Below are 20167 nucleotides of genomic sequence, written 5' to 3' on the forward strand. Positions count from 1 at the left end.
ACTTTGTTGTTTGGTCACACTAAGTTATTAGCTGATTCCCTTTTTTGTTCAATTAGCATTCTTGCAATTTCTGCCTCTCTACTTTTTAAACATGATCTTATTGGATGAAAATTTTTTTCAACCAATGTTTCCAAAGATAGAGAACGCAAAATATTTAGATTACGGTTATAGGTAAGCAAATGCCTTTGCGGGCCAGCTCTCGGGTATCCATAGAGAACGCTTCTATCCGGCGTACAATGACATAACTCACTGCCGATACAATCATAAGTGGAATAATCAGATTATACCCCTGAGTAATTTCAGCTATAAGAAAGACGGCTGTTAATGGCGCATACATTACTCCCGACAGAATACCTGCCATACCTAGGGCGTTTTTAACCTGCTTATCTGATTTTTTAACATAGCTACCTGTGAGGGAGAAGGAATATTCTCTTCAATACTTTCTACTACTTCTTCCACTACACTGTAAATGATCTGCTTCTCCTGAGGCTGAACCAAAGGCAATAAGCGACCATAAAAATCCAGTAGCCTGGCCTGCACTTTTGCGTCTTTCTTGCCATAATTACCAATCGGATGAATGAAATGAAAAAGTAATTCCTGCAAAGAATACTCCTGATGAATCACTAATTGGTGCATTTTAGTATGCTTGCTAGTTATTTTCTGCTCCGGTTGATATAAGCAGCAAAATACTTTACTTAAATGATCTAAGGCAATAAGAGCCGTACCAGGATCATTAATGCCAGGGCTCAAGGCCTTTACAGCTATCTCTGAAAGCTGATTTATCCCATGCAGATAATTGCTTTCGCCATAAGGCTCATAGGTAAACTCAAAACAAGAAAGTAATTTGTCTTTTAATTCTTTGTCTTTGTGAATGTTAAGGCTTATTCTACAAAAAACTGTACCCTCTAGTAAATAGCTTCCAAGTGGATACAGCATTTTTACTTGTATCTGCTGATGCTTACAAATCTTTTCCAGCTTGTGTGAATGAAGACTACTGAAATAACCAGCTTTGAAGCTTGCTAGTGGATACCAAAGTGTAGTGTCTATATCTTCAAGTTCCATGCTATTTCTCAGGTTATTTGCTTCAATTAATTTAATTGATTTAGCTGTGACTAATGAGATGATATTATCTACCTGGATTTTCTGGGAGATGAGATGAATAAAATAGATAAACAAGGACAGGCACACTATTCCAAACAGCATTGCCAGTAATACACCAAACTTAGGAGAGTTATGGCTGGCTTCACCAGGGGTAATATTTAAAATAATGATGATACAATAGATAATGGTACCAATATAAAAGCCTAAGACAAACTGGTGCTTTTTATCTGTGAGTAAGCCGGGAATGATTCTGGGTGTAAAGCTGGAGGATGCCTGGTTGAGCAGCAGCATGACCATGGAAAAACTAAACACAGTTAATGAGATAATTCCCCCGATAAGGGCGCTTAATACATGCCTTGCATTGTCATTCCCCTTAACAAGTAACACATCCAAACTTTTGGCAAGGGAGAATTCTGAGAAGGGTATGTCGAAGTATACCATTCCAATAGAAAGCAAAAAGAAAAGTAAGCTAATAATCGCAGGCAAAAAAGCTATACTAGAGACAATATTCTGATAAATTAACTGAAACTGTCTATTCATTTTCTCTAGATTTAAAGCTTGTTTTCTTCATTTAGGCAATTTGTTAAAGTAAAAGAAAATCAAGCTGTCTCTTCAGAATATAGCTTGATTTTAATAGCATCTTACCAGTTGTAGTAGGCTGCACTGTGTGGTATAAATAATACGCGGGAAGCGAAAGATACTTTAAATCAGTAAGTATTTTCTTACTATTTTATTTCTTGTAGACTAGCATAACTAAATGGCTCCAAATTCCACATTTTTGTCCAGGTTTTCTATATAGGTATTCAAAGAATCTGCTGCCCCTTCTACATCCTTTTTTAATTCAGCCCAATTTTGTTCATTGGCCTGCTTAAGTTTCTGCAATTTATTTTCGAGCACTACCTGCCGGGTCTCCAGGCGATTTATATCCTCCCTGGCTATTGCTTGTCTTTCTACGCTCATCGAATCCATTTGCTCTTTCAATAGATCAATTCTATCATCTGCTTTGGCTAGTAAATACTGATACATTTTTGTATGTTCTTCCTGCTCCTTAGTCCATGCTTTATATCCTTCCAGTTCATCACCAGTCAGGTAGGTATTGGCGTGTTCTTGCCTAAGATCATTGTCACGCCTGGAATTGCACGCTGGTAAGCTTACCGTCCCTAAACAAATGATCAAGATAAAAAAGCCTAGGGCTTTACTTTTGTAGTTGTTTATGCTCATAAAATAGCTTTTTTTGATACACAGTTCTTACCTTACTCCATTGCAATTCGATTACTGCTTTTCGAGCTATTTCTCTTTAAACGTATTTTCAGGTTTTTCGCCCCGGTTTATATATTTTAATGTATCCAGGTCTGGTGATCCTTTCTCAATAACCTCACCTGATATGTCATAACTGATGGAGGAGGTGGTATCAATGTAGAGTTCATCCTGACCTGCCGTAGTATCCATGGCTACTTCCCCTTCTTGCTGTTTAGGATGATCGCTGCAAGAGGATACGCTTATGGCTAATCCCAGAATAAGAATTGTTGTTTGTTAATATATATGTTTTGTACTATACATGTTAAAATGGCTAGATGAGTATGTGAAATATGCTTTATAAAACTGATTAAGAATATCAAAAAAACCAGAAGCTATCGCGGAATTGTACTTCTACAGAACCCAGGTATTTGTCTTCGGTATAAATAGCCGCTTTATACATACCTGGTTTAATAGTATCTGTATCATACACAGTAAGGGTAACAGACTCCTTCTGCCCGTTAAAATCAATACTCTTTACTGCATGAACTGGTATTTCTTCTTCAGAACTTAACAGGGTTATGGTGCGCAGTGAAGGTTTTAGCGGACTGCCTTGTGCATCAGTTAAGCTCAGATATACTTCTTTTCGGCCACTTAACCCCAACCCTGCCGGCACCTCAAATGAAACAGTCAGAACTGCTACTTTTTTTGCTTTTGCTGTTTCTTTATTATTGCTTTTAAGGGCTATCATGCGAAAGCCGTCAGCAGTTAACTCACTCGTAATTTGCTGCAAACTGTCACGTAATACATCTACATTCTGGTTTAGCTGTGTATTTTGCCTGGCTAATGAAGTATTTTTGTCTGTCAGCAAGTCTGCCCGGCTGTTTAGATCTGATAATCTAGATTCACTGCTGCTACGCATTAACTCCAGATTCTTAGCGTCAGTTGCTTTCCTGGTGCGTAACTCCCATAAGTCGTTGTTTACCTGCGTGAGCAAACCGTTCAGTTCTTTTGCTTTCAAAGTCAAGGCATTTTTCTCTTCACTGGATTTCTCCACTTGCTTTCTAAGCTCATTCAAATCACGGCTCTGCCCCTGCAGTAGTGCATTTGCTTTTTGCTCTACCCTTTCTTTTTCGCTTGAAAGATCGCGGCTTTTATCCCAGTAGTAAATGTTTCCAGCTATGGAAACCAGAAGCAATGCGGCGATTACTCCCGTCAATATTTTTAACTTTGCTTTAGTTACTTCCATAATGTTAGGTAGTTAAATAATGGCTCTGTTCTATTTTATCTGGTTACAATTGAATCAATCAAGGGATAAGAAAGGCTTGCCCTTTTATTGATTTACCCAAAAACCTGCTTTCGACAGGTGAAAAATTATCATTACCCTGATGCTTGTCGGCTGCTTTTATAGCCGTGCTTTTTATTTATACGAAATAATTCTGTAGCAAATCTGTATTTGATTGAGCCCAAGACGGCATGTACAGGGGCTCTGTAGACAAATTTCTTAATAGGTAAGCAGAGGCGTAACTGGGTGTAATTTAGTAGGGGTATATTATGCACCTTTAGACAAATAAGAGAACAAAGTAGACTTTGCAAGTACAGTTACTTTATACTACTGCCCGGGAAAATAAATACTAATCTGGTGATAATTATCCTGGTAATGATACTCTACGCTAAGTTGATTGGTTTCACAGATGGCTTTGACAATTGATAAGCCTAAACCAAGTGATCTGGAATTTGAATCTGATTTAACAAAACGGTTAAAAAAGGTGGAAGTAGGTTTGGTGGGGGCCTTTCCGTTATTTCGGATACGCAGCATAGTATTTGTTAATTCCAGCGTTAATTCTCCGCCAGGGATATTATATTTAATGGCATTGCTTATCAGATTGTCTACAAGTATTTCAGCTACTGGCAGATTTATTAACAATTTAGCCTGCTCATCGAGTTGTTTGCTTAGCCTGATCTGTTTCATTTCCATCAACTCTTCAAAATAGGCAAGCCGGGAAGCTATAAGTTTGGCTACTTCCACAGGTTGAGCATCTATATACTGATTATTTTTTATGCGGACTAGTAGCAAAAGGGTTTCCTTTAGCCTAGCCAGGCGGCTTACGGCCAGGTTAGCTGCGTTTACCAGTTGTAGCTGTTCTATGGAAAGATCATGTTCTTGTAGCAGTTCCAGTTTGCTCTGAATAATAGCCAGTGGGGTTTGAATCTCATGCGTGGTGTTCTCTGAATACTCTTTTAAATTGAGATAATCTCTGCGTGTCCGTTCGATCAGCCGGGTTACTGCTTCAATGAGTTCATTAAACTCCCGGACATTTGTTTTTGGAAACTGAGGCTCGATCCGTTCATCCAGCTGATAATCTTTTAATGTTGAAAGGGTAATATAGAAAGGTTGCCAGAGTTTTTTTGAAACGATGCGGTTAGAAAAATACAGGGCTAAGCCCAGCACCATCGCCAGTACCAATAAGGAGGCTACAATACCCCGCAGGATTTCAAAATCATCGATCAGCGGACGGCGGACAGTAATCTGGAAAGGTTGACCACGCAGGTTATCCGTAAAGGTAAGTTGCCGGTAGAGAGAGGCTTCCTTGCGCAGCGGATCGAAAATAGCTGTGTCTGAGATTTGCTCCGTTACGGTAAATGGATACTCTTTTGGAAGACGTTTGATAGAAAAAATATGGTAGGAAAAGTTCTGGAAAACATATAAACTATCAGAAAAGGCTAGTTTTTCCCGGGCAAAGTCTCTGCGCTCATAAAGGGTTGAACGGATGTTTCTATCGATAATGTAGTTAAACAGGACATAGAACAAGATTCCGCCCAGCAAGAGTATAAGCAAGTTTGTTAGCAGTATATAGCGACTATGTTTATAAAGCAGCCTCACGCATTTGTAAATTTATACCCTACTCCATATATCGTTTTCAGATAGTCTTTTCCTCCACTTTCAAGTATCTTTTTGCGAAGGTTCTTAATATGAGTGTACACAAAATCTAAAGAACCCACTTCATCTATATAATCTCCCCATAAATGTTCGGCTAAATTTTGTTTGGGAATAACCCGGTTCCGGTTGTTGATCAGATAAAGCAAGAGATCAAATTCCTTTTTAGTTAGTTGTAGCAGCTTTTCATGTACATAGGCCTCAAAGGTATCGGGAACAAGTTTTATTTCCTCAAAGCAAATTACCGAATTGCCTTGCTGCATTCTGCGCCTGAAAACAGATTTCAGGCGGGCATTGAGTTCCTGCAAGTGAAAAGGTTTTGTCAGGTAGTCGTCGGCGCCAATATCGAGGCCCTGTACTTTATCATCCAGCGAATGCCGGGCAGAGATAATGATACTCCCGGTATTGGGTTGATACTGCTTTAACTTCTTTATCAGTTTTAACCCATTGCCATCGGGCAGACCGATATCTATCAGGCAGCAATCATACGAGAACATAATGATTTTTTGATTGGCTGTGGTATAGGTAGAAGCCCGTTCACAAAGATACCCTTCTTTGGTAAGGTAGGTGCTGATGGAATCTAGCAGCTCTTCTTCGTCTTCTACAACCAGTATTTTCATAAGTTAGCTTGATAAAAGTAAGTCATACTTGCAGGCGTTGGTTTTTCCTATTTAATCCTTCTGTTTTCAAATTACCAGTCGCATATAAGAAAGATATCCTACCTCTGTTCTACGGCCTTTCTCCTAATAAGTTTATCCTCTTCCATCTGCCTTGGCAGCTTGTAAACGAACGATAATTAATTTTTTTATAAAGTCTGAATAAATGGGTTTAAACTTCAGATTTACTACAGAATCGCTACGTTAGGGCTGTTAACTGATGCTTATTTCGGAAAATACGAATTACACTATGGAAGTATATGAGCTATCATCAGGTATCTGAAAGCAGGAAAAAATTAAAACAGACTAGTTGCTTACTAAACTATCAAGATTCATATCATTTTTTTCCATAGGTATTAGTGCTCGCCGGGCACAGTTTCAATAAGAACGTTTAAAATGTTGAATTAATTAAACAGGAGGAAATTATGAAAAAAGTAAATTTTATAGGATTGATGATGTTATTATTCTTTACGGCTTGTTCAACCAAGTCTTACAAAGTAGATGGAGCAGGAAATGCAGATGCTAATATGGAAGAGTACAATACCTATGCATTTGCCTCCCAGGTGGATAACAAGCTGGATGCAGGATTTTTCTTTCTAAATGACCTTGTTTTAAAAGCTGATATACGGGACGCTGTCAAACATGAGATGGATTCAAGGGGATACAAACATGACCCATCTTCCGCTGATCTGGTGGTAAATTTCAGGGTATTTGATAAAGCCACCACGGTACAAGGCTTACAAGGGCTGGGTGATGGTTACTGGAGTTCTGGGGAAGCCGATCGGTTTACTACCACAGAAACGGTAAACTTAAAAGAAGGCAGTGTAATGATTCATCTGGTAGACAGAAAAACCGGCGAATTGGTGTGGCAGGGATATGCTTCCGGGTTAATGGATGGAAATGCGTTTAACAAAGACAAAAATAAAATTGCCGAAGCAGTATCTATGATCTTTGATAGCTATACTCATCGGGCAGATAACTTATAAGAGAACATGTAATTTATAACAATTGGTGTACTATTCTTTACTCAAAAAGGTTTAGGCAGTAGCTTAAACCTTTTTTAAAGCTACAAAGCAAAAAAAATGCTTAAAGAGCCTCTCCTAAAAGTAAAAATCAGTGCTACCTCCTTGCCGGAACCAAGTTTATAGTTTATACACCTATGCTTCAGCCAACCTTATCGTAGAGCAACAAACCAGTTGTTGGCAACACATTCTTATGCAAGAGCAAACAAATTTTCATCCTGGTGATTTTATAACAGACTTTACCAAAGTATTAACCGACTATTGGGAGCGCTTCCTGTTTCTATTGCCTAACCTGTTCTTTGCACTCATTATTTTAGTGGTCGCCTTTCTTCTATCCACTAAAATCAGGAGACTATTGAGTAGCAAATTTTCTGGAAAAGCTCATGACCAGATAACGGCTGAATACATTGCCATTGTGGCTAAATGGGCCATCGTTATTGTAGGTATTTTACTGGCTTGCCAGGCTTTAGGATTAAGTGGAATAGCCGGTGGCTTACTGGCAGGTGCGGGTGTTTCTGCTGTCGTTGTGGGCTTTGCATTTAAGGATATTGCCCAGAATTTTCTGGCAGGCTTGATCCTGGCTTTCAATCGTCCGTTTAATGTACATGATACCGTACAAATTAATGATGTCATTGGTAAGGTGGCGGGTTTAGATCTACGGACCACGCATATCCGCACTTTTGACAGCAAAGATGTGTACATTCCCAATGGCATTATTATTACTACCCCCATTACTAATTATACCCGCAATGGCCTTATCCGCATAGATTTTATCGTTGGTATAGATTACAATGATGATATAGCAGAAGCCAGCCGGTTGATAGAAGACACCGCCATTCAGGTAGAGGGTGTGTTACAAAAAGATCCGCCGTATGTAGTGGTAGATGAACTGGCTACCAATACAGTAAACCTGAAAGTTTTCTTCTGGACAGAAACAGACGATTATAAAAAAGGGATTCTGCAGCTGAAAGGAAACATCATGATGCAAGTAAAGAAAGTACTGCTGGCAAACGGATATGGCTTACCGGCCAATATACAGGAGTTGAAGCTCTATGACCACGAGAAACACTTATCGGTTGAAGTGATTAATCAGTCGGTTAACAGCAGTGCGGGTTGAAAGTATACAAACGTAATATCGTATGGAAAGTATTTTTTATAATAACTGGCAAAGTTTAGTTCGCATCTTAATCATTGGTGTGTTAGCGTATGCCTCATTAGTTATTTTATTAAGGGTTTCAGGGAAACGCACCCTTACCAAAATGAATGCATTCGATTTTGTGGTAACTGTTGCCCTAGGCTCTACCCTGGCTAGTGTGCTATTAAGCAAAGACGTTACACTTAGCGACGGCATTCTGGCTTTCAGTGTGCTTATATTTTTGCAATATATTGTTACCTGGCTATCTGTACGCTCTAAATCATTCAGTAATTTTATTAAGTCTGAGCCTAGGCTGCTATTTTTCCAGGGACAGTTCTTGCAGAAAGCCATGCGGAGTGAACGAATTACAGAAAATGAGTTAATAGCTGTTGCCCGTAAAAACGGAATAAGCAGCCTTGAAGAGGTGGATGCCATGATACTGGAAACGAATGGAAAAGTAAATGTAATCGAGAAATTAAAACCCTCTACCCCCTCTCTGCTTTCAAACGTAAACAGCGATGGTAAGCTGTAAACCTAACTCATATAGTGCTTGAAAATTTAACCTGCAACGGGTTTGCCTTTATGAATAGATACTTACTGATTGTAAAGGTGCAAAAGGAGTAGCTGTATTTAGTATATGAATCAAAACCTGCTTTATTCGATTGCTGCCGCACTAGGGTTAATTATAACACACATTTTTGCCGGTAAATTACGGTTTTTGCAAGTGTTGCCTCGGAGCAGATGGCTGTCGGGGGCAGGTGGCGTTTCAGTAGCCTATGTGTTTATTCATATTTTTCCTGAGCTTAACGAAGGCCAGAAAACTTTTACCCAGAATACGCCGGCATCTTTATCTTTTATAGAACATCATGTTTATCTGCTTGCATTACTAGGGTTTACGTTCTTCTATATGTTAGAGCGCTTTGTAAAAAAATACGGCAGTCACAAACCTTCTGCTCAAAAGGAACCCCAACATCGGCTATCAGTTTTCTGGATACACATTGTATCGTTTTCAATTTATAATTTTTTGATTGGCTATCTGCTCAATCATCGGGAGGAGCAGACAATACAAAGTTTGATTTTCTATTTCATTGCCCTGGCTCTTCATTTTACTGTCAATGATTTTGGGTTACGGCAACATCATCACCATCGCTATGATCATACCGGGCGCTGGGTATTAGCAAGCGCTATTGCATTCGGCTGGTTAGTGGGCATGGTTGTAGATGTAGATATCCATGTTGTTACCACCTTGTTTGCCTTCCTGGCTGGCAGTATAGTGTTAAATAGTATGAAAGAGGAACTTCCCGAAGACAGGGAAAGTAGTCCAGGGGCCTTTTTGTGTGGGGTAACGCTCTATGCGTTGCTGTTGCTGGCATCTCAATAGACTGGACGCCAGATAAGCCAATGTTTTTTCCTACTCTACATACAAGGTGTCAATATAAGTAAACAGTTCCTCCGGGCTTAAAAATCCTTCTTTACGCAATTTTACTTCCCCGTCTTTTCCCACCAATACATGTATAAATTGATCTTCTTTAACCTGATGCTTTCTTTACAGGCTGAGCACCTGGACTGAATTGAGCCTTTTATTTTCGGGGTTTAATCCACTCCTGAGAAAAAGCCTGTAAACCTGTACATCCCTTTCGGCAAGCCTTTCTACATTTTTTACTAACATCGCTTCTTCACGTTAATAGAGGGACAAATCCCGTTTGGGAGTAAATATAAGCAGTAACCTGTTCTGGTAGATAAGGTCATCGGGAAGTTGCACGCTTTGGGTACCTAGTTAGGCACACGCTACTCCAATCAGGAAAACTACTATCTGTAGAAAACAGGCGACTTTTTTCATAAGCAGAAGTAAACAAAATGCTTTCAGACGTAAAGAAAGTCAATGGCAAGCTTTAAAGATCAGGCTATTTGCCACTGAACCATTGATGCATGTGCACCACCGCCATTTATATCAGGAATAATGGTAAGTTCCATAGCGGTTATTCCTTGTAGTTGCACCCTATACTCCTCTACCTGCAGGCACGTATCTGGCGGGCTGAAGGTATATTGCTGACGCAGAATTTCCTGGTAACTTATTCCGCCATCAGCCGAGTAACGCAGTAAAAATTCCTGGGTGCGGGCTTGAGTTTCTTCCCTGAAGAGCAGACGGATGCATTCACTATTTTGAGGATGATCAAACAACAGGCGAATGGTTTGCTTACCAGGATTTGCGGCTCGCCAGGTAGAATCTGTATCCGGCGAAAAAGCATTTTCAATGGGATTAGCGATCTGCTCAGAAGTAAACTCTACCTGTGTCAGGCTCTCCAGATCAAGCCATTGCTGATCTACAGAAACAGGATTTTGTACGGAAGCCTCTATTCGTTTTTTTCTCATCACAAAAGATTTAGCAGGAACAGAATTTCAACGGCTGATTTAAATGCTGTAAAGCAAGCAATGAATACAGAAATGCATAAGTGTTTTCATTTTGATGAACGGCAAACAAGCCATAAGGTTTTATTTATACAGCTTTATTACACAAGCTATATAATGGAAATTTACTATTTATCAGAGTAAGACCAAAGTAAGTAGGCAATCAATTATCAATTCAATACGTGATAAAAAGACGAATAATTTTTAAAATTTTAACCTAATTTTTGAATTTTTACGTAGGTAATAATAGGTGTATTATTTTTAACTAAACCACGGAAAAATGAAATACTTCAATAAACTAGTAAATGTAGGGATACATGCTATTATAATAGGTACTTTTTGCGTTGCTACAATTGGCTGTAGTACTAATAAAACGGTAACCAGAGAAGATGTAGACAAAAACATAGAAGAAGCCAGGGAAGCAACACAAGAGGCTAAAGAGCAAACCCAACAGGCTATTGAAACGAGAAAAGAGTTCACAGCCGATTCCAGAGAAAACAAAATAACAGCATTAGAAAAACGCATCCAGGAAATAGAGAAGCGTGTAGATGAACTGAAGAAAATTGCAAAAGACTCTCCCAATCAAAGTGCAACGGAAAATGTGAATCAAGCCATCAACGATCTACAAGTTGAAAAAAATATCGTAACAAATAGAATAGAGCAGGTGAAATCTATAGAAGAAAAAGATTGGAGTACGGCTTATACTGAAATAGATGAGGCAGTTAAAAAAATTGAAAACACATTAACCAACCTGACGCAAAGCCTGAAAGAATAAATCCTTCTGATTTTGAGCTTGGGAATTTGAAATGGAAATCATTTTCTACTATTATCTGGAGCAATAAGTTAGGGCTTATTGCACAGCTAATAACAACATATGTTATTCTCAATCGGATCCCTTCCGGCTGCTTTGTACGTATACCTTATTTATTGAATCTAAATAAGTTATCGGACTATCAGTGAGCTAACGCAAAATCAACTGAGCAATCAATAATTAGCGAATACCATTATTAATTTTCATTCATTTTTTAACTTAAACAAGTACTACTATGCAGAAACATAATCATCAGGAATTAATTCAGACCATACTAGATTGTGCCCTCGCTTGCGAAGCTTGTGCCACTGCCTGTTTGCAAGAAGACGATGTAAAAATGATGGCTGCCTGTATTGCCCTTGACCGCGACTGCGCAGATATCTGTACACAAGCTGCCCGGTTATTGCAACGGGACTCAAAGATTGCCCACCAATACCTGGTACTTTGCGAAGAAATTTGCAGGATGTGTGGAGACGAATGCGCCAAACACAAAGCTGACCATTGCCGTAAATGCGCTGAAGCCTGCCGTAAATGTGCAGAGGCTTGTCATGCACACCACGAACCAATTACTCAAAGTTAATCCAATTAATCCTTCAAATAAATACTTTCTGGACGCCCTCTAACAAGGCATTCAGCGTCCAGAGAGCATTTATCTTATATAATTTACTAGATAAGCAACCTTGCTACAAGCCTTCTGTCTAGAATATGTAGTACAGCTTTAAATAAATACACGCAATCTCACTCCCATCCGCCACCCAGTGCCCGGTAAAGATCTATTATTGATAAAAATTGCTGTTTCTTAGTAGCTGTTAACTGAAGTTCTGCCTCTAGCACATTTCTTTGCGCTGTTACTACTTCCAGGTAAGTGGCAAATCCGGCCACAAACAGGTCGTTGGCCGTAGAGGCTGCCTGGCGTAGTACGTCTACTTGCTGCTCTTTCAGTTCGGTTACGCGTCTGTAATTTTCGATGCTTTCCAGGCTTGTTACTGTTTCGCTAAATCCTGCTAATATGGCTTTCTGATACTCGTAAAATGCTTCTTTGCTTACAGATACCCTTTGATTGTAAACAGACTTAACTCTTTTCCTATTAAGTAAAGGAGCTGTTAAGCCACCCAGCAAGCCATAAGCAATAGAGGCCGGGTTAAAAAGCATAGCTGCATTGAATGAATTAAATCCCAGATAAGGAGAAATAGTAAGGGAAGGAAAATAAGCTGCCTTGGCCGCATCTATATCTGCCTTACTGGCAGCAAGCGATAGTTCTGCCTGCCGGATGTCCGGCCTACGGCGAAGCATACCCGATGGGATACCCGCTTGTATGGTCTGGGGTAGGGCCTGTTCCATTAAAGGGTTGCCTCTGGCAATGGTCTGTGGATATCTACCCATTAACAGATTTAATTTATTGGTAGTAGCTACAATTTTTTGTTGTACCTGTGCTTCCAGGCTTTTGGTATTGAGCAGTTGGGCACTGAATTGTTGTACAGCCAGCTGAGTTACCCTACCTGCCATTTTTTGCACTTCTACCAACTCTACAGCTTTTTGCTGCAATTGGATGTTCTGCCGGATAATTTCCAACTCATAATCCAATCCCAGCAGTTCATAATAGGCACTTGCCACTTGTGCTACTAAGGCTGTTTTTACCAGATACCTGCCTTTTTCACTTGCCAGAAAATGCAAATAGGCAGCTTTTTTCTGGTTTCTCAATTTGCCCCATATGTCAATTTCCCAGGAGCTGCTTAGGCCTAAAAAATAATCAGGTGTAGGCGTAGGAATTCTGCGGTCTCCACTAATATTTTCAGATAAGTTGGTGTCATAATTACCTACTCCATTCATAGTGTAATCTCCAAACTTTTCTACACCGGCTTTGGCTACCACATCTAAGGAGGGAAGCAAAGCACCCTTTCTGGCCAGTATACCTGCCCTAGCCCTCTCTACCCGTTGAATGGCAATTAGTACATCCGGATTATTACTCAGGGCTGTATCTATTAGATTGGTCAAGTATTGATCTGCAAAAAATTCTTTCCATGACATATAGCCAATACTTACTGAATCGGCACCTGCTCTTTGAGAAAAAGAATCAGGCATTTTTGCAGCAACCGGCTGGTGTACTGGTGCAGACACTTTACAACCGCCCAGGGTAAGTAAACAAATGAGAAATAAGTATAATATATTGGATTTATCTGAATGCATATAAAATCTGATTAATGAGTGGAAATGGAAACTTCTTCTTCGGTTAATGGGGTAGCTGTTCTGGATTTGCGTTTGTCTGTTAAACCGGCAAATAGCACATATAAGCCAGGGATCAGTATTACGCCAAACAATGTACCTATCAGCATGCCTCCGGCGGCGGCTGTACCAATAGAGCGGTTGCCTAGGGCACCTGCCCCACTTGCCATACATAGAGGAATCAATCCTGCGATAAAGGCAAAAGATGTCATTAATATAGGCCGTAGCCTGGCTCCTGCTCCTTCTACGGCTGCTTTCAGCAAAGAGTATCCTTCCTGCCTGCGTTGCACGGCAAACTCAACAATGAGAATGGCATTTTTGCCAAGCAAACCAATGAGCATGACAAGTGCCACCTGGGCATAAATGTTATTTTGCAGGCCAAACAGTTTTAATGCCAAAAAAGCGCCAAAAATACCAGTAGGCAACGATAAAATGACTGGTAGTGGCAGGAGGAAGCTTTCGTACTGAGCAGCGAGTAGCAAATAGACGAACACCAGGCAGATAATGAAAATATACATTGTTTGATTGCCGGATAAAATTTCCTCCCTGGTCATCCCTGACCATTCGTAACTATATCCTCTGGGCAGGGTTTCTTTTGCTACCCTCTCCACTGCTTCTATGGCATCGCCACTACTGTAGCCAGGAGCAGGACTTCCATTAATCATGGCTGAGGTGTACATATTGTAGCGTGTGAGCTGTTCGGGGCCATATACTCTTTCCAGTTTGATGAAAGTAGAAAAAGGCACCATCTCTCCGTCTTTATTCTTGACAAATAGGTTCAGTACATCTTCTGGCTTGGCCCGGTAATCAGGTGCTGCTTGCACCATTACTTTGTACATCTGGCCAAAGCGGATAAAGTTAGACGCATAATAACTACCCAGCAAGGTTTGTAGGGTGTTCATGGCATTGTCAATAGTTACTCCTTTTTTTGCTGCCATCTCCTGGTCTACATGGATCATGTATTGTGGAAAGCTGGCATCAAAGCTGGTAAAGGCGCTACTAATTTCTGGTGCACTTTTGAGAGCTTCCGTGAATTTATCCGCCACTTCTGCCGTTGCCTGTAATTTTCCGCTTCTTCCGCGGTCTAGCAAACGGAGTTCAAACCCACTAGAATTACCAAAGCCGGGTACGGTTGGAGGTGGAAAAAACTCAATTTTTGCATCAGAGATATATCTGGTTTGTTCCTGCAGGCGGGCAATAATATCGTCTGCAGATACAGTACGCTCATCCCAGGCCTTCATGTTGATCATACCCATGCCATAAGATGCGCCTGCAGCCTCTGTCAGCAGACTATACCCGGCCAGAGTGGATACATTTTCTACAGCATCTATACGGCGGGCAGTCTGTTCAATTTTGCCTAGTACTTCTTCCGTGCGTTCTACCGTTGCACCAGAGGGCGTAGTTACGTTTACATAAATCATCCCCTGGTCTTCTGTAGGAATAAAACCAGTTGGCAGAATAGCATTTACTCCCCAGGTGGCTGCAAAGAAGAGAAGCAACAACCCTACTGTAACCAGCCTTCTTCCAGCTAAATAATGAACTGTTCTGCGGTATTTGTTTTCTACAGCTTCATACCCTTTATTGAATTTACCGAATGCCCAGCCCAATACGCCTTTTCTTTGCTGGCCATGTTTGTTTTTTAGCAGCAATGCACACAAGGCCGGGGTAAGGGTTAGCGCATTTATCCCGGAAATCACAATGGCAATAGCCAGGGTAAGAGAGAACTGGCGGTAGAATATACCCACCGGCCCAGACATAAAAGCCACCGGCACAAAAACAGCCGACATCACAAGTGTAATGGCAACAATGGCTCCGCTAATCTCTTTCATGGCGGCAAACGTTGCTTCTCTGGGTGACAAGTGTTCCTCCTCCATTTTTGAATGCACGGCTTCTACCACCACGATGGCATTATCTACCACAATTCCTATAGCCAGCACCATGGCAAAGAGGGTAAGCAAGTTGATAGAGAAGCCGAGCATGTCCATGAAGAAAAATGTACCGATAAGGGCTACCGGAACAGCAAGCGCCGGAATCAGGGTAGACCGCCAATCTTGCAGGAAGATAAATACCACCAGAGAAACCAAGACAAATGCCTCTATCAGGGTGCGTAGAACCTCATACATGGAAGCATCCAGGAAACGCGACACATCGTAGGCAATGTTATAGGTCATACCCGGGGGAAATGAGCTTTTTTTGAGCTCTGCCATCCGTAGTTTTACATTTTCTATTACTTCACTGGCATTGGAACCTGGCCGCTGTTTAATCATAATAGAAGCAGATGGCCGTCCGTCGGTTTTGGAGGACATGCTATAGTCCATAGAACCAAACTCAATGCCTGCTACATCTTTTAGCTTAAGAATAGAGCCATCTTTATTAGCCCGAATTACAATACTTTCGTACTGTGCGGGCTCAAAGAACTTTCCGGTATAGCGCAGCACATATTGCAGCATTTGAGGTGTTTTTTCAGAGCTTTCGCCTGCTTTACCTGGAGCTGCCTCTACATTCTGGCTGCGGATGGCTTCAATTACTTCATCGGTAGATACCTGGTAAGCTGCCATACGGTCTGGCTTAAGCCACACCCGCATAGAATATTCACGGGAGCCCATAATTTCACAAAAGCCCACACCATCTATCCGTTTTAACTCCTGCAACACATTAATGTCGGCAAAGTTGTAAACAAACTTCTCTCCCACCGACGGATCTTCGTTGATGATATTGAGGTAAAGCAACATACTGTTTACTTCTTTCTCAGTGGTTACCCCGGCCTTAATCACCTCTTCCGGCAACTCGTCAATAATGGTTTGCACGCGGTTTTGTACATTCACTGCTGCCAGGTCAGGATCAATGCCTACATCAAAGAACACCTGTATGAGTGTAGTCCCATTGTTACTGGAAACAGAGGTCATATAGGTCATGCCCGGTACGCCGTTGATGGCTCTTTCCAGGGGGGTTGCTACCGCTTTGGTACATACTTCTGCATTGGCTCCAGTATATTTGGCAGTAACAGTAACGGAGGGTGGAACAATTTCCGGGAACTGGGTAACTGGCAGAGTAGACATGGACAGCAACCCCATTAGGGTAATAAATAAGGATATAACTAAGGAGAGGACAGGTCTTTTTATAAATATATCAAACATGAATTTTGCGTTCTAAGCGGTTAATAGTTTTTACATATAATTTAAGGTTAGATCAGCCAAAGCACAATGCTGTGCTGGCTATTGGATGTTTATGGAGCTCTGGCGATAAGGCTATCCATCGAAATATATTGGGGCTGTATCTGCATGCCTTCCCGTAAATTTTGTACGCCTTCATACACAATTCTCTCCCCAACCTCTAAACCGGAGCCACTAATGTAGAAATAAGAGATTCTGTTGCGGGGAGTAAAACTTTTCATTTTTACCTTATTATTCCTGTCTACTACAAATACATAATTCTTATCCTGAATCTCGAAGACTGCTTTCTGTGGTACCATTAATGCACCGGTAATGTCACTGGTTAGGCGTATTCTGCCAGTGGAGCCGTGTTTTAATATTTTCTCCGGGTTAGCAAACCTGGCCCGGAAAGCAATAGATCCTGTACCGCTTTCAAACTCACCCTCCATCGTTTCTATTTTTCCCTGGTGGCTAAACCGGGTACCATCTGCCAGGGTAAGCTCTACCACATCATGATTGGTATCTAGCTTTTTCTGCGCGGCTTTTATATAGGTAAGGTATTCGTTTTCAGATACATTAAAGTAGGCATATACCTCCCGATTATCAGAAAGGGTTGTCAGCAGGGTGCCTTCATCAATTAAACTTCCCACTTTTAAGGGGATACGGTCGATAATACCATCGAAAGGAGCCCGTATATAGGTATAAGACAACCTGATGGAGGCATTATCCTGGGCTGAGTGGGCTTCATCGATCTTTGCCTTTGCTGCACTCAGCTTTGCCTCTGCTACCCCTAGTTCTGTAGTTGAAATTACTTTTTTTTCTACCAGCATCCGCACCCTGTCTACTTCTAGCTGAGCCGCTTTGGCTCCGGCAATAGCACTTTTTAAATTCGCTTTTGCTTTTGCTAACGCGGCTTTATATTCTTCATCGTTGATGCGGAAAAGGCGTTGGCCTTTTTTTACCTGCTGTCCTTCGTCCACATATCTTTTTTCCAGAAATCCCTCTACTCTTGCTCTGATTTCTACATTCCGCACGGCATGAATATCGGTTACATATTCTTTATAAAGCAAGGTATCTTTGGTAATGAGACTGGTAACCGGTATCAGATGGTCAGTTGTTTTTGCATCGTCTACTTTCCTGTTTGCAGAACAGCTGGAAACTAACAGGGCAATACTGAAGATTGGTATATATAGTAATTTTTGCATAAATGTTTTAATTGATAAAATGTAAATGAATCCTGCCAATGCAGGTTTGCATGTGAAATAAAATGGTATCTGTGGTTGGCTTATGTCCCTGGAAACTATGCTTTGCCCCGATGCCTTCTGTACACTTGCATAAATTTCCAGATCAGCTTTCGGCTTCTGCAGCAGTTGATATCCCTAAAACAGAGATAGTCATGCATACTGCTGCTCTCCATGTAGCGATGGCTAATTCATTTCAGCAGCAAAACTGAACAAGTAAAATTTTGCAACAAGCAACAAAGATTGCAAAGCAATCAAGTTACACTCTGGGAGGAGGTGTATACCTTTCAAGAAAGGGGTTGATGAAAAAAGGTTGCGCCAACGGAATGGCTGGTAAGCGTATCAGGTGTATAATAGGGAACAGGCATACATTTTTTTGAGCAATGTATTCTACCTTGTATACTTGCTCTTGTATCCCTTCTTTACTCTTTGATGTATTTTCAGTGGTAGCAGAAAGCTTTTCTATTGCAAACCGCAGCAATGATTTCGCCATTTTTCTTTTTACCATTTTCTGCCTGGGGCTATCCTTATATGCTGCTTTTGAAATATGTGCCTGGGCTTTGCCCGGGGCTTGAATGGTGTCCTTAGCTCCTTGATTGATGGAAAAAAACAGGGTATTTAGCAGGCAAATGATGCTTGTATAGAGTATAGCCTGGATAAAAACACCATTCACTCTTTGAGAATGCATACTCTGAACTGCCCGTCGTATATCTCTGAAAATCATCATCCTAAACTTAATTTTACTTTAACCCAGATAAAGCACGCTTATAAACTGAACAATTGAGCAAGCTCGTAAAATCATTGTAAATGCTTCTTAAAAACTTATGGGTTTGTACCTGTTCATACTTGATTGAACGTTATGATTCTGTTTTTTTTCTGTAGTTTCTTTGATCAGGTCAGTTTACTAAAACATAATTTTTGACTTAACCCTACTGCTTCTCCTGTTTGAGGTAAGCATAATTTTTAGAGCAAGTATGTGCTTCTATCGACTCTGAAATATACTTTAGATAACTGAAGCAAACATCATAATACAGCAGGTAAGTAGTTATTCATTAGCCAGGGCATGTACTTGCTAGCTGATTCTTTCTAGCTGCCAATTTGTGTAGCAAAAGAATGTATCAACTTCCAGCAGGAGCCCAGTTAATAAGGTCCTTGGAGCGGTAAACCTCAATTTTACTGCTCCCTCTATCCTGGGTTGTTTCACTGGCGGATTGGATGACATAGAATAGGTAAAAATAGCCTCCAAACCTTTTCATATTTACCAGGACAGCACTTTTCGGTGCAGGAACGGAAGCAACTTCCCGCCTGAAAACTTTCAGCGGATATCCTCCTTCCCATGTTAGCCAGCCTAATCCGGAAGTGCCTTGTGTGGGTAGCATATACAAATACGGTTCAAAATCATTTCCGGAAGCTAGTAAGCCCCATTTATTTCCAAAACGTATAAACTGATACTTCGTATGTATCACTACTGTGTCAGTACGGCTATAAAAAGCAGGGGTACCAATACCTAATCTTTCAAACGGCGTACGCAGAGCTTTAGCCATGGCTATATGAGGTTGTTTATCAGCAGTGTATAGCAAAAAAATTTTACCTCTATCGAAAGCCAGAGAGGGCTGGGCAACCTGTTCATTGGCTGTTAAATTCTGTGCTAAAGGTGTTTTAGTAGTCCATGTTTTCAGATCTCTGGAGGTCATGTAAAATAACTGATTGGACTTCCCGGATTTGTTCCCTAAGGAATTAAATGTAAGATAAAATATATTACGGTGCCTAGTAATATCGGGATTGGCCATGCCAAGCCAGCCATCTTCCTGCCCAGTAAAGGAAAGGATGGGCTCAGAGAAATTTTTAAAATCTGTAGTGCTTATTTCTACAATTTGTGAATACTTACCGGACGTATCCTCATAGGCCACAGAGTAAAATAAATACCATACTCCCCGGTCATAGATAGCATCTATATCTGTAATTCGTGCATCGCTGAGTTCAACAATGGGATTTACTATCTCCTGCCAGGTGCTTATGTGTTGAATAGTCTTTGTGCTTGTAGGGGCAGTACAACCCGAGAGCCATACTAAGAAGCTACCTATACTAACAAAAAATAGAAAAGCATACCGAGGCCTATCTTGTGTCATAAGTATACTTACGGAAAAAGCTATATACAGTATTAAAACCTTATTACTTTTATATGGATAGTATCCTTGCTTATCAGTAATTTAAATTCATTGCGAAATAATTAATTAAGGGTA

At 40.7% G+C, this 20167-nt stretch carries 19 protein-coding genes and 1 pseudogene; 6 read left to right on the plus strand and 14 right to left on the minus strand.

Features of this window, described 5'->3' with window-relative positions; translation table 11 throughout:
- Positions 1-154 precede the first annotated feature (154 nt).
- The 7 genes from Q0590_RS30480 to Q0590_RS30510 all read right to left on the minus strand — a co-directional run bounded on the left by Q0590_RS30480 (position 155) and on the right by Q0590_RS30510 (position 5895).
- A complete protein-coding gene (locus Q0590_RS30480; protein WP_302041440.1) occupies positions 155-361 on the minus strand; it encodes a chloride channel protein in 207 nt (68 codons plus the stop codon).
- A 2-nt stretch (positions 362-363) separates the two neighbouring features.
- Positions 364-1641, minus strand: a complete 1278-nt coding sequence (locus Q0590_RS30485) for a DUF2254 domain-containing protein (RefSeq protein ID WP_302041441.1) — start codon at positions 1639-1641, stop codon at positions 364-366.
- A 213-nt stretch (positions 1642-1854) separates the two neighbouring features.
- Positions 1855-2322 carry a sll1863 family stress response protein gene (locus Q0590_RS30490; RefSeq protein ID WP_302041442.1) on the minus strand — a complete coding sequence of 156 codons (468 nt, stop codon included), beginning with the start codon at positions 2320-2322 and terminating at the stop codon, positions 1855-1857.
- 66 nt (positions 2323-2388) lie between these two features.
- Complete coding sequence (locus tag Q0590_RS30495) at positions 2389-2550, minus strand: hypothetical protein (RefSeq protein ID WP_302041443.1); 162 nt, start codon at positions 2548-2550, stop codon at positions 2389-2391.
- 166 nt (positions 2551-2716) lie between these two features.
- On the minus strand, positions 2717-3586 hold the full coding sequence (locus tag Q0590_RS30500) for a DUF8428 domain-containing protein (protein WP_302041444.1): 870 nt from the start codon (positions 3584-3586) through the stop codon (positions 2717-2719).
- 363 nt (positions 3587-3949) lie between these two features.
- Positions 3950-5221 (minus strand): sensor histidine kinase, encoded by a 1272-nt coding sequence (locus tag Q0590_RS30505; protein WP_465269404.1) that lies wholly within the window; start codon positions 5219-5221, stop codon positions 3950-3952.
- On the minus strand, positions 5218-5895 hold the full coding sequence (locus Q0590_RS30510) for a response regulator transcription factor (protein ID WP_302041446.1): 678 nt from the start codon (positions 5893-5895) through the stop codon (positions 5218-5220). Before Q0590_RS30510 ends, Q0590_RS30505 begins: the two co-directional genes overlap by 4 nt.
- Before the next feature lie 461 nt (positions 5896-6356).
- On the opposite strand from Q0590_RS30510, the gene Q0590_RS30515 reads away from it, so the two are divergent.
- The 4 genes from Q0590_RS30515 to Q0590_RS30530 all read left to right on the plus strand — a co-directional run bounded on the left by Q0590_RS30515 (position 6357) and on the right by Q0590_RS30530 (position 9469).
- Positions 6357-6917 carry a DUF4136 domain-containing protein gene (locus Q0590_RS30515; RefSeq protein WP_302041447.1) on the plus strand — a complete coding sequence of 187 codons (561 nt, stop codon included), beginning with the start codon at positions 6357-6359 and terminating at the stop codon, positions 6915-6917.
- 229 nt (positions 6918-7146) lie between these two features.
- Positions 7147-8070 carry a mechanosensitive ion channel family protein gene (locus Q0590_RS30520; RefSeq protein ID WP_302041448.1) on the plus strand — a complete coding sequence of 308 codons (924 nt, stop codon included), beginning with the start codon at positions 7147-7149 and terminating at the stop codon, positions 8068-8070.
- 22 nt (positions 8071-8092) lie between these two features.
- Positions 8093-8620: a DUF421 domain-containing protein gene (locus Q0590_RS30525; protein WP_302041449.1), complete on the plus strand. Its 528-nt coding sequence runs from the start codon at positions 8093-8095 to the stop codon at positions 8618-8620.
- A gap of 105 nt (positions 8621-8725) precedes the next feature.
- Positions 8726-9469, plus strand: a complete 744-nt coding sequence (locus Q0590_RS30530) for a hypothetical protein (RefSeq protein ID WP_302041450.1) — start codon at positions 8726-8728, stop codon at positions 9467-9469.
- A 30-nt stretch (positions 9470-9499) separates the two neighbouring features.
- Here the strand turns inward: Q0590_RS30530 and Q0590_RS37655 are convergent.
- Together Q0590_RS37655 and Q0590_RS30535 are read right to left on the minus strand one after the other, a co-directional pair.
- Positions 9500-9616 (minus strand): annotated as a pseudogene (locus tag Q0590_RS37655) (DUF4174 domain-containing protein); the annotation flags it as partial.
- Between the two features lie 371 nt (positions 9617-9987).
- The gene (locus Q0590_RS30535; protein WP_302041451.1) at positions 9988-10461 is read right to left on the minus strand and encodes a hypothetical protein; all 474 of its coding nucleotides are present in this window, start codon (positions 10459-10461) and stop codon (positions 9988-9990) included.
- A gap of 316 nt (positions 10462-10777) precedes the next feature.
- On the opposite strand from Q0590_RS30535, the gene Q0590_RS30540 reads away from it, so the two are divergent.
- Together Q0590_RS30540 and Q0590_RS30545 are read left to right on the plus strand one after the other, a co-directional pair.
- Positions 10778-11272 carry a hypothetical protein gene (locus Q0590_RS30540; protein ID WP_302041452.1) on the plus strand — a complete coding sequence of 165 codons (495 nt, stop codon included), beginning with the start codon at positions 10778-10780 and terminating at the stop codon, positions 11270-11272.
- A 271-nt stretch (positions 11273-11543) separates the two neighbouring features.
- Positions 11544-11888 (plus strand): four-helix bundle copper-binding protein, encoded by a 345-nt coding sequence (locus Q0590_RS30545; RefSeq protein ID WP_302041453.1) that lies wholly within the window; start codon positions 11544-11546, stop codon positions 11886-11888.
- A 158-nt stretch (positions 11889-12046) separates the two neighbouring features.
- Here the strand turns inward: Q0590_RS30545 and Q0590_RS30550 are convergent, their stop codons facing one another.
- From Q0590_RS30550 to Q0590_RS30570, 5 genes are all read right to left on the minus strand, one after another.
- Positions 12047-13495, minus strand: a complete 1449-nt coding sequence (locus Q0590_RS30550) for a TolC family protein (RefSeq protein ID WP_302041454.1) — start codon at positions 13493-13495, stop codon at positions 12047-12049.
- 11 nt (positions 13496-13506) lie between these two features.
- Positions 13507-16668 carry an efflux RND transporter permease subunit gene (locus tag Q0590_RS30555; RefSeq protein WP_302041455.1) on the minus strand — a complete coding sequence of 1054 codons (3162 nt, stop codon included), beginning with the start codon at positions 16666-16668 and terminating at the stop codon, positions 13507-13509.
- Between the two features lie 89 nt (positions 16669-16757).
- Positions 16758-17888: an efflux RND transporter periplasmic adaptor subunit gene (locus Q0590_RS30560; protein ID WP_302041456.1), complete on the minus strand. Its 1131-nt coding sequence runs from the start codon at positions 17886-17888 to the stop codon at positions 16758-16760.
- A gap of 295 nt (positions 17889-18183) precedes the next feature.
- On the minus strand, positions 18184-18612 hold the full coding sequence (locus Q0590_RS30565) for a hypothetical protein (protein WP_302041457.1): 429 nt from the start codon (positions 18610-18612) through the stop codon (positions 18184-18186).
- A gap of 430 nt (positions 18613-19042) precedes the next feature.
- Positions 19043-20053: a glycoside hydrolase family protein gene (locus Q0590_RS30570; protein ID WP_302041458.1), complete on the minus strand. Its 1011-nt coding sequence runs from the start codon at positions 20051-20053 to the stop codon at positions 19043-19045.
- Positions 20054-20167 lie beyond the last annotated feature (114 nt).

The organism is Rhodocytophaga aerolata (genome assembly GCF_030503435.1).
GTDB classification, from domain to species: domain Bacteria; phylum Bacteroidota; class Bacteroidia; order Cytophagales; family 172606-1; genus Rhodocytophaga; species Rhodocytophaga aerolata.

Bases quoted from the DNA above. Each gene is read 5' to 3' on its own strand.
- Q0590_RS30480 (WP_302041440.1), bottom strand. From the start codon at position 361: ATGGCAGGTATTCTGTCGGGAGTAATGTATGCGCCATTAACAGCCGTC.
- Q0590_RS30485 (WP_302041441.1), bottom strand. From the start codon at position 1,641: ATGAATAGACAGTTTCAGTTAATTTATCAGAATATTGTCTCTAGTATA.
- Q0590_RS30490 (WP_302041442.1), bottom strand. From the start codon at position 2,322: ATGAGCATAAACAACTACAAAAGTAAAGCCCTAGGCTTTTTTATCTTG.
- Q0590_RS30495 (WP_302041443.1), bottom strand. From the start codon at position 2,550: ATGGATACTACGGCAGGTCAGGATGAACTCTACATTGATACCACCTCC.
- Q0590_RS30500 (WP_302041444.1), bottom strand. From the start codon at position 3,586: ATGGAAGTAACTAAAGCAAAGTTAAAAATATTGACGGGAGTAATCGCC.
- Q0590_RS30510 (WP_302041446.1), bottom strand. From the start codon at position 5,895: ATGAAAATACTGGTTGTAGAAGACGAAGAAGAGCTGCTAGATTCCATC.
- Q0590_RS30515 (WP_302041447.1), top strand. From the start codon at position 6,357: ATGAAAAAAGTAAATTTTATAGGATTGATGATGTTATTATTCTTTACG.
- Q0590_RS30520 (WP_302041448.1), top strand. From the start codon at position 7,147: ATGCAAGAGCAAACAAATTTTCATCCTGGTGATTTTATAACAGACTTT.
- Q0590_RS30525 (WP_302041449.1), top strand. From the start codon at position 8,093: ATGGAAAGTATTTTTTATAATAACTGGCAAAGTTTAGTTCGCATCTTA.
- Q0590_RS30530 (WP_302041450.1), top strand. From the start codon at position 8,726: ATGAATCAAAACCTGCTTTATTCGATTGCTGCCGCACTAGGGTTAATT.
- Q0590_RS30535 (WP_302041451.1), bottom strand. From the start codon at position 10,461: ATGAGAAAAAAACGAATAGAGGCTTCCGTACAAAATCCTGTTTCTGTA.
- Q0590_RS30540 (WP_302041452.1), top strand. From the start codon at position 10,778: ATGAAATACTTCAATAAACTAGTAAATGTAGGGATACATGCTATTATA.
- Q0590_RS30545 (WP_302041453.1), top strand. From the start codon at position 11,544: ATGCAGAAACATAATCATCAGGAATTAATTCAGACCATACTAGATTGT.
- Q0590_RS30550 (WP_302041454.1), bottom strand. From the start codon at position 13,495: ATGCATTCAGATAAATCCAATATATTATACTTATTTCTCATTTGTTTA.
- Q0590_RS30555 (WP_302041455.1), bottom strand. From the start codon at position 16,668: ATGTTTGATATATTTATAAAAAGACCTGTCCTCTCCTTAGTTATATCC.
- Q0590_RS30560 (WP_302041456.1), bottom strand. From the start codon at position 17,888: ATGCAAAAATTACTATATATACCAATCTTCAGTATTGCCCTGTTAGTT.
- Q0590_RS30565 (WP_302041457.1), bottom strand. From the start codon at position 18,612: ATGCATTCTCAAAGAGTGAATGGTGTTTTTATCCAGGCTATACTCTAT.
- Q0590_RS30570 (WP_302041458.1), bottom strand. From the start codon at position 20,053: ATGACACAAGATAGGCCTCGGTATGCTTTTCTATTTTTTGTTAGTATA.